Origin of the sequence: Pedobacter sp. UBA5917, from assembly GCF_002432345.1 — a bacterium.
Lineage (GTDB): Bacteria > Bacteroidota > Bacteroidia > Sphingobacteriales > Sphingobacteriaceae > Pedobacter.
This window is the reverse complement of sequence record NZ_DJDT01000030.1, coordinates 1-8,694: the sequence shown is the minus strand read 5'-3', so window position 1 is coordinate 8,694 and position 8,694 is coordinate 1. Positions and strand designations below refer to the sequence as shown.

Here is an 8,694-nt window from a genome sequence, read left to right as displayed (position 1 = left end):
CGCAATGACGACTTTTCTTATGGATCTGTCAATGATAGCAGAGCGGAGCAAAGTTGAGAACCACATATTGCTCAGCGAAGCTAAATCTATCCCGGGATAGATCTCTCCACTACGGTCGAGATGACGATCCTTTTATTGAAGTTTGTTTTTTCTGCGTAGTCTTACCTCAACATGTCATCGGCGCGGGCCAGGTACTCGCTGGGCATGCAGCCATAGTGCTGTTTAAATGCCGTAGAAAAGTACGATGGTGAATTGAAACCGCACATATAGGTAATCTGCGCTATAGTATAACGTTTGCTCTGCATCAGTTCTACTGCTTTGTTAAAACGGATACGCTTGATAAAATCGGTTGCTGATTCGCCGGTTATGGCTTTAAATTTTAAATAGAGGTTAGAGCGGCTCATGCCTATTGCCCTGCTAAACTTATCGACCGAAAATTCGGAATCGGCCAGGTGTTCTTCTACAATGGCAATGGCCTGTTTTAAAAACTCTTCGTCGAGGGTGTTAAAAGCAATATTTTCGGGCACCATTTCTTTCCGGCTAGAATAATATTCTTTTAAACGTTTGCGCGAGCGGAGCAGGTTGGCTACTTTAGCTGCCAATAAACTTGTCGAAAAAGGTTTGGTTACATAATCGTCGGCACCCATTTCCAAACCTTTTATCTGCTGATCGGTTTTGTTCCTGGCCGTTAATAGCATTACAGGGATATGTGAGGTATTAATGTTCTGTTTTACCCGTTTGCAAAAATGCAATCCATCGAGCTCGGGCATCATTACATCGCTGATGATGATATCGTATTGTTCTATCTCGAGCATTTCCAATGCCATTTGTCCGTTAAACGCAACGGCTACCTGGTATAATTTGTTAAAATACTCCTGCAGGTAAGTGGTTATCTCTTCGTTATCATCCACAATCAAAAGTTTGATTGCTTTCGAATTCCCATCTTCAACCAGCGGCTCATCTTCTTCCCAAACAGTAATATCTTCTACAGAAGTTTCCTGATCGGGTACAATAGAAAGTTCGTACATCTTATTTTCGGTTTGGAGATGCTCGCGATAGGTTTCGTCCGACAGCGGAATAATAACACTAAATACACTGCCCTGCCCTTTTACACTCTGTGCCCTGATATTTCCATGATGCAGTTCGACCAAACTTTTGGTAAAAGCCAAACCAACGCCAGAGCCAAGGTTCATTTCGCGGTTATTTACCTGATAAAAACGATCGAATACTTTTGATAAATCCTCATCACCTATACCTACACCTGTATCGCTTACCTTAATCAATAAATTATCGCCCTGTTTGATTAATTCAATGCCAATTTTATGCCCGGTTTCAGTGTATTTAAATGCATTGGACAGTAGATTGAACAAAATTTTCTCCATGGCATCTTTATCAAAATAGAAAGACAATTTGGCCTCGGAAGAATGAAAAGTATAAGTGATGTTGTTTTTTTCTGAAAGCGGCCTGAATGACTCGTAAATCTCATGTACAAAACCCACGATATCGCTTTTATCCACCTTGAGCTGCCGGGTACCCATTTCGGTTTTCCTGAATTCGAACAGTTGATCTACCAGGTTATAAAGTCTTTTGGCGTTGATGAGCATCAGGTCGTATTTCTTTTTGAGTGCCTTATCAATCTGCGGAAGTTTTAACAGTTCTTCCAGGGGTGCCAAAATAAGGGTTAAAGGTGTTCTTAATTCGTGCGATACATTGGTGAAAAAGTCCATTTTTACCTGGTTGATATCCCTAACCCGTTCTTTTTCGATACGCTCTAACTTTAACTGTTGTAAAGCTTTAATGCGTTCGGCAATAATTTTATAACCCAGAAATGCAGCAGCACCAAGTACAACAAACAGCAGGAGGTAGAACCACAAAGTACGGTACCATGGCGGCAGGATGGCTATTTTTAACTGCCTAACAGGGCTTACTTCTCCATTTGGACCAAGCGCTTTGATCAGAAAGGTATATTTTCCGGGTGGAAGATTATTGTAACTTACCCTCATTTCGTTGGTTTTCTGCCAAACGTTATCAATCCCTTCCAGTTTATAATAATATTGGGTACGATTTGCAGAGATATAATTAAAGGTATTGAACAGGATGCCGAACTGCTTAAATTCTGTACCAAGCTCGAGCTGTGCGGCCTGATCGATATAACCATGCAGGATATCGGTTCCATCACCAGCGGCAATGGTTTTATTAAAAACCTCCAAGCCTGTAAAAGTAAGGTTTAAACTTAAAGGTCGCTGGTTAACCATCGATGGGTAGAAATAAGATATGCCCTTTATGCCTCCAAAAAGCAACATTCCATCTTTAGCCTTATAGAAAGAATATTCGTTAAACTGGTTATTCTGCAATCCGTCGCTCTCATCAAAAGTCTGTTTCAGGCCTTTATCTACATTAAATTTAATAAGTCCGCTGTTCGTCGAAATCCATAAATTTCCATCATCATCAGGCTGGATACCATAAACTGTTCCTTTAACAAAATCTTTGCGTGATTTGAAACTGATAAAAGCCTGCTGTGTTTCATCATAAAGGCTCATCCCCTCACGGGTACCCATCCAGATCCGGTGTTTTTTATCTTCGGTAATACAGGTTACAATGTCTTCGCTTTCTTTTCCGTTTAAAGCCGTTCCGAAAAGCATATTATCGGGATAGAAAAGGGTAACACCGTTGGTGGTTCCGATCCATATCCTATGCTGACTATCTTCAAAAAGAAAGGTAATATCGTCGGAAGTAAGTCTTTTGCCTGCTTTATCGAGGTGAATGTGCGTAAAAGATTGTGTTTCGGGATGAAACTGATCCAGACCAGAACGCGTACCGACCCAAATGCGGCCTTTGTAATCTTTTACTATGCTGTACACCAGATCGCCGGCAATACTGTTGGGCTTATTATCATCGTGGCGATAGCGTTTTACGGAACCATTATTTGGATTCAGAATGTTTAAACCACCGTTATGCGTACCAATCAATACATTGCCCTGAGCATCAAATTCGATGGCTTTTACATTATTGGAACTTAGGCTATTTGCATTATTTTCCTGGTTCGAATAATAGCTCACGGTATTGTTATTCCTGTTCCAGTAGTTAAGGCCTTTATCGTTGGTACCGATCCAAAAATTATCTTTTGCATCCTGTTTAATAATACCGATCACCTCATCGTTTAAAGAGGTTCGGCCTGTATTCTGACTTAAAAGATTAAATTTGATATCATCTTTATGGTAATAATTTACCCCGCCGTAATAAGTACCCAGCCAGATTGCCTTTTGCCTGTCCTGAAAAAAACAACGTACAGAATTCTGGCTGATGGTGTAAGGCTGCGAAACCTGGTGGTAATAATTATCAAAACTTGTTTTGCTTAAATCGAATACCGAAAGCCCTTTGAAAGTACCGATCCACATATTGCCATCCGCATCTTTACCAATACACCTTACATTGTTATCGGCAATACTATTTTTGCCAGGCTGATGGGTAAAAAAGGTGTTTTTTGCTGTTGGTGTGTTATACCTGATCAGTCCGTTACCCTCGGTTGCCACCCAGAGGTTTTCTCCATCAACATACACATCGTTTACGGCAGGTTTATCAGCGCCGAGGTTTAATTTGGCAAGGTTATGGCCCTGTGCGTTAAATTTAAAAAGTCCCACTTCCGTACCAATCAATATATCTTTATTCCATGAGCTGATGTAAGAAATCTTTTTAATACCGTGCTCGAGTGCATTAAAATTAACCTGTTTAAATTCGGCTGTTCCTGCGGCCAATTTAAAAACACTACCGGCAATAGTGGTTGCCCAGATGTTGTGCTGTGCATCTTCGGCAATGGATGATACGTACCACTCTCCCAAACTCCGTGGAAGTTTATAATTCACAAAATTATCGGCTGCATAGTTGTAACGGCTGATACCCTGGTTTCCACCGATCCACAAACTACCCTTATGATCGATAAACAGATTACGGATGTAATGCGATTGCAAGGCATTTTTATCGCCTTCAACAGGGCGGTAAACCTTAAACCCTTTACTATCGTAACGGTTTAAACCATCCTGTGTGGCCATCCAGATAAAACCAACACTATCTTGTTTAATTGCGAAAACCGTACTTTGCGATAAACCTTTATCAACCGAAATATTGCGAAAATAACGTTCTTTCAATTGTGCATGTGCGCTGCCAAAAATAAAAAGTAGCCCTATACCGATTACCAGGGCAGTTAGCCAGCGTTTATAATTGGCATTATCCGATATTTTAAAGGTTTTGCTTTGCAACATGTTTTTCAAATTTAATGATTTGATCGATTAATATTTTATCTCATAGCTTAATGCGATCGTCATGCTGTCCCGAAGCTTCGGGATCAGCATCTTTCCTGCTATTATAGACCCTGAAATAAATTCAGGGTGACGACAATGATTAAATATCTTGCAAAATTGATTCAATTATTCTTTATCATAAAGCGCCACATCAGGCAATTGATCAACCACTTCCTGTTTATTCAGTTTTATTTCCTTCATTTCGAGTAAAAGAGAACTCCCTACCTGTTGTGTTTTGTATGGTTTTCCGTTAAACCTGATCGGTAAATCGCCATAATTAAACAATGATTTAGCCTCTTTTCCAGATACCTGCAGCGATGCTTTTTTATTACCATCCAACTGCGCCCTGATATCCCAATCGCCCACCTGTAAATGGTAAATTCCATTTGTAGTTGATAACGTTTTAATGATTTCGGTTTTGCCATCTTTTACCTGAATGAGGGTTAAAAACCTAAACTTTTGTGCAGGCAAAGAGGTAATGCCCGCATGCCATTGATCTACAAAGTCTTTAATTTTCCCTTCGTCGTTGGTTACCTTATTCCAGTTTACCGCAGCCTCGTAAAATTTGTTGTGTATGTTTAGGTTTAATGCGCTGTTGGCAAACACAGTGGCATTTACGTTACCGAGATTGGTTTTTAAGTCAAAATGCTGTTCATTCGCTTTATCTGTAGGCTGCACTTCGATGGTGTAATAAGGTGCGTGGAACTGTGTGGTCCATTTTACTGGTTTATTGGCTTCCAGTTCATCGTACAATAAAATATAACCGCCTGTTAACTGGAGCATGTGCCTGCGGTACAGGGTTACGCCACTTTCGCCATAACCATTGGCCTTGTTCGGCACTAAATTGATCTGTTTAAACCGATCCAGCCAAAATTCGCTTTTAATTTCGCCATAGGCATTGCTGGCATCGCCCAAAGCATATTGAATATGCCCACCAGAAATTGCCCTCGCAATCCAGCCATAACCCTCTTCGCCTATTTTCTGGTTTAAACTATCGGCTAAAATGGTGTTATAGGCTTTCGAGCTTCGGTAATACAATAGATTATGTTTATCGCTGAAATTACTGTAATAACCACTGCCGCCAAACAATACCTTGCCCTTGTAATTAACGGTAAATGCATTTTGAGAGGCATGCCCATGACCAGAGGAACCAAACGGACTGCTAAATAGGTAGCTGCTGAGGGTTTTATCGGCATTCGCCAGATCATCGTGCATGGCCACCACACCAACATCTGCAAAATCGCGGCTCTTGGGCAGTTTTTCGGGCGATAAAACAGCTAATTTACGATCGGGTTTATAATTTAACAGGCGGAACAACAGAAAATCATCGGTTCCATGAAAGTAATCGGGATGGGTTGTTTTAATCTGTTTTACATACCAATTGAGATAAGGATTATCCATCCTGTAAGTAAGCGCATCGGCAAACCAGGCTTCGCCTTTTACTACAGTCGGAATATTTTCCCACATATCACCAATAGCCGTAGAGGCCGAATTATTGGGATGCGTGTACAATAGATAATAAGGTAAATTCTGCATCCAGGGTAGTTTAAAATAATCAACACCACTAAAATCGCCGAACATTTGCGAGAGGTAAATAATCGATTTAAAATTAACCCTGAAATAACCATTCCCTTCGTGCCAGCCACCGTCGGTTGTACCCAAAACAGGGAAACGAGCCGACCATACTTCGTACATATAAGTTAACCACTCTTTAGCCTCGGGTACTTCGTTAACCACCGCAACAGTGGCAATGGCGAGGTTGCGCAAAGTAATCTGCCATACGTGGTTATCGCTAACATGCAGCTCGAAACGGTTGGGCAGATGATCGTAAACGCGTTTAGCCCTGATAGTGATGATGTTTTTAAACAGTTCTTTCTCCTGCGGATCAAGAAAAGCGTAACCGGCATCGTAAAACCAGCCCAAAGCTTCCAACACGGCCCCACTTGTAAAATCATCGCCTGTAGCCAATCCGTTGGGATCCATTTTGGCAATATTCAATGCCCGGCGTTTGGCATCAAGGATAAAACGTTTATCGTTAGTAAGCTGATAGGCAATACAAAGGTTTCGCACAGGTGTGCCCACGGCATCGCCAAAACCATGGTACATACGTTCGATGATAATCTTTTTTTCGTGGTCGTTTTTGCCTGTAGTATCGATAATCCGTTGGGGTTTTTCGGTTGGCAAAGGTTCTTTCATCAGTTTTTCGGCAAAAACGATAAACTTTTTAGCTTCGGGATTCTGTAGGTTATTGCGGTAAAAATCTTCCCCGATTCTGTTCATACCCCATAATAAAGGGTGTACTCCCTGGTTACGTTTCAAAACCTCACTTACCGGTGGAGAAACTTTTTCACTGGCATATTTGGTATCCACTACAAAATTATACACCGGCGACCACGACCAATTGTTATTTCCTTTTAAGGCATAAGCATATTTCCAAAACCATTTGCCTGGTTTAAGGGCCTTATGTAGTGGATAAACCGCCCAACGTTGCACTTCACTGGCTATTAAATTGCTCTTAAAATCCTGATCGCTGGCCAAAACTACCTTATAACGCACATTGCCAATATTCGGATCTTCGGGTACTTCACTTCCGCTTTCCATGGGTTTTACCATATCTTTTCCGTTGGTGCCAGGCCAAAGCAAAGCCGGGGCATTTGTAGGTACGGTAATACCGTTAGCCGGATAAGGCCACTCACGCACCCTCGCATGTAGTTTTTCAGCAGTTAGTTTTATAACAGCAGGTTGCTGGGCAAAGCTGGTTAGGTAGAGAAAGGATAGGATTAGGATGATTATTTTCATTAGCAAAATGTCGCCCCGATGGGGCTTTGTTTATTTTTTCTTATTATATGTCTTGTTACCACAATATCACCCCGATGGGGCTCAAACATGCTTGTTTACTTTTTATCACAATGTCGCTGTTACTGGGCATTTATCGCTACATCACACGTATCGAGTCAACATTATTGAAACAATAGCAATCACCTCTAAGGCCCATCGGGCCGGCATTACAATAAAGTAACTACAAGCCCTTTAAAGCCCCGTAGGGGCGGCATTATGGTGGGCTTAGATAAACTCAAAAAGATATCTACTGTCGTATTCTACTTCAAAATCTGTCAGCATTTTTAAATACTCGGCCTTAAATGTCTTTTTCCTATGATGCTCTTCCTGGTTGATGATGTAATTAATTACATTATCCCTTTGACTCTTTGCATAAGAGAAAGCACCATATCCTGCCTGCCAATTGAATTTCCCTTTAACAAAGCCTTGTTCGTTAATCCATTTGCTGCTACTGGCCTTTACAATAGCCATAAAATCAGAGATGCATGTAGTAACAGGCATCCCGAAAAAAATATGGACATGATCAAGCCAACCACCTACCGCTAAAGGTTTCCCGCCATTTGCGGATATTATACCGGTTATGTATTTGTGAAGTTCGTCTCTCCACGGCTTTACGATTATATTTTGTCGGCCTCTTACCGCGAAAACCGCATGTATTGAGATTTGTGAGTACGTGTTTCCCATAACATAATGTCGCCCCGATGGGGCTTATATTTCATTGTAATTTTTATTATGCTTACAGGGATTAAGCAAGTACTATAGTTTGCCTTAACAGGCTAGCGGGATATTTTTATCGCACTATAATTATGCCAAAGGTTATCAGCGAAATCCAACTCTGCAGATTTAGCTTCGCTGGACATTTACCCGGTTCTCGAATGCTTTGTACATCGCTCGAAATGACGAACTTTTTGGGAAGAAACCTACAACCCTGCCGTAAATTTATCCCCATTTGTTTTGCACCATTGTTTTAAATAAGTCCTCATTGTTATTAGTTTCTTTTTATATTTATGATCTACTGCCAGGTTATTCATCTCTCCCGGATCTTTTGTTAAATCGAATAACTGCTCTTTTATCTCACCTTTATTGTACACAATGTATTTGAAATCTTTGGTAATTACCGAACGGCCGCTGATGCCCAACAACTCTTCATTATCAGCGAAATCGGTTTCAATTACCAGGGTATCGCGCAGGTTTTGCCCGGGATTATCCAGTTTTTTACTGATATCTATTCCTTTTAAATATTTTGGCTTTGCTATGCCTGCCAAACCACAAATAGTAGGGATTATATCTGTTCCATTGCAAACCAGCATATCGTCTGTACGGGCTTTCCATTCGCCCATTTTTGCAATAATGAATGGCACTTTTGAAGCTTCTTCGTATAAAATCTGTTTCTGGTTCCAGCTGTGGCCTGCATAACCATCACCGTGGTCGGCTGTAAAAACAATGATGGTATTTTTTTCTACACCATACTTTTTTAATGAGGCCATTACCATTCCGATATAACCATCTACTTTTTCTACCAGGCGATTATAGGCCCAGCGGTATTGCCGCCATTGAT

At 41.0% G+C, this 8,694-nt stretch carries 4 protein-coding genes; all 4 read right to left on the bottom strand.

What is annotated here, in order from left to right; genetic code table 11:
• Window positions 1–161: 161 nt before the first annotated feature.
• Complete coding sequence (locus B2V92_RS02105) at window positions 162–4,259, bottom strand: hybrid sensor histidine kinase/response regulator transcription factor (protein ID WP_293304411.1); 4,098 nt, start codon at window positions 4,257–4,259, stop codon at window positions 162–164.
• Between the two features lie 165 nt (window positions 4,260–4,424).
• Entirely contained in the window at window positions 4,425–7,097 is a 2,673-nt protein-coding gene (locus tag B2V92_RS02100; RefSeq protein ID WP_293304409.1) for a DUF4962 domain-containing protein, read from the bottom strand.
• Between the two features lie 264 nt (window positions 7,098–7,361).
• Window positions 7,362–7,820 carry a transposase gene (locus B2V92_RS02095; protein WP_293304407.1) on the bottom strand — a complete coding sequence of 153 codons (459 nt, stop codon included), beginning with the start codon at window positions 7,818–7,820 and terminating at the stop codon, window positions 7,362–7,364.
• Window positions 7,821–8,056: 236 nt separating this feature from the next.
• Window positions 8,057–8,694, bottom strand: a 638-nt coding sequence (locus B2V92_RS02090) for a sulfatase family protein (protein ID WP_293304405.1), incomplete at its 5' end; no start/stop codon positions are given.

Coding starts and splice junctions, on each gene's coding strand:
- B2V92_RS02105 (WP_293304411.1), bottom strand. CDS start 4,259: ATGTTGCAAAGCAAAACCTTTAAAATATCGGATAATGCCAATTATAAA.
- B2V92_RS02100 (WP_293304409.1), bottom strand. CDS start 7,097: ATGAAAATAATCATCCTAATCCTATCCTTTCTCTACCTAACCAGCTTT.
- B2V92_RS02095 (WP_293304407.1), bottom strand. CDS start 7,820: ATGGGAAACACGTACTCACAAATCTCAATACATGCGGTTTTCGCGGTA.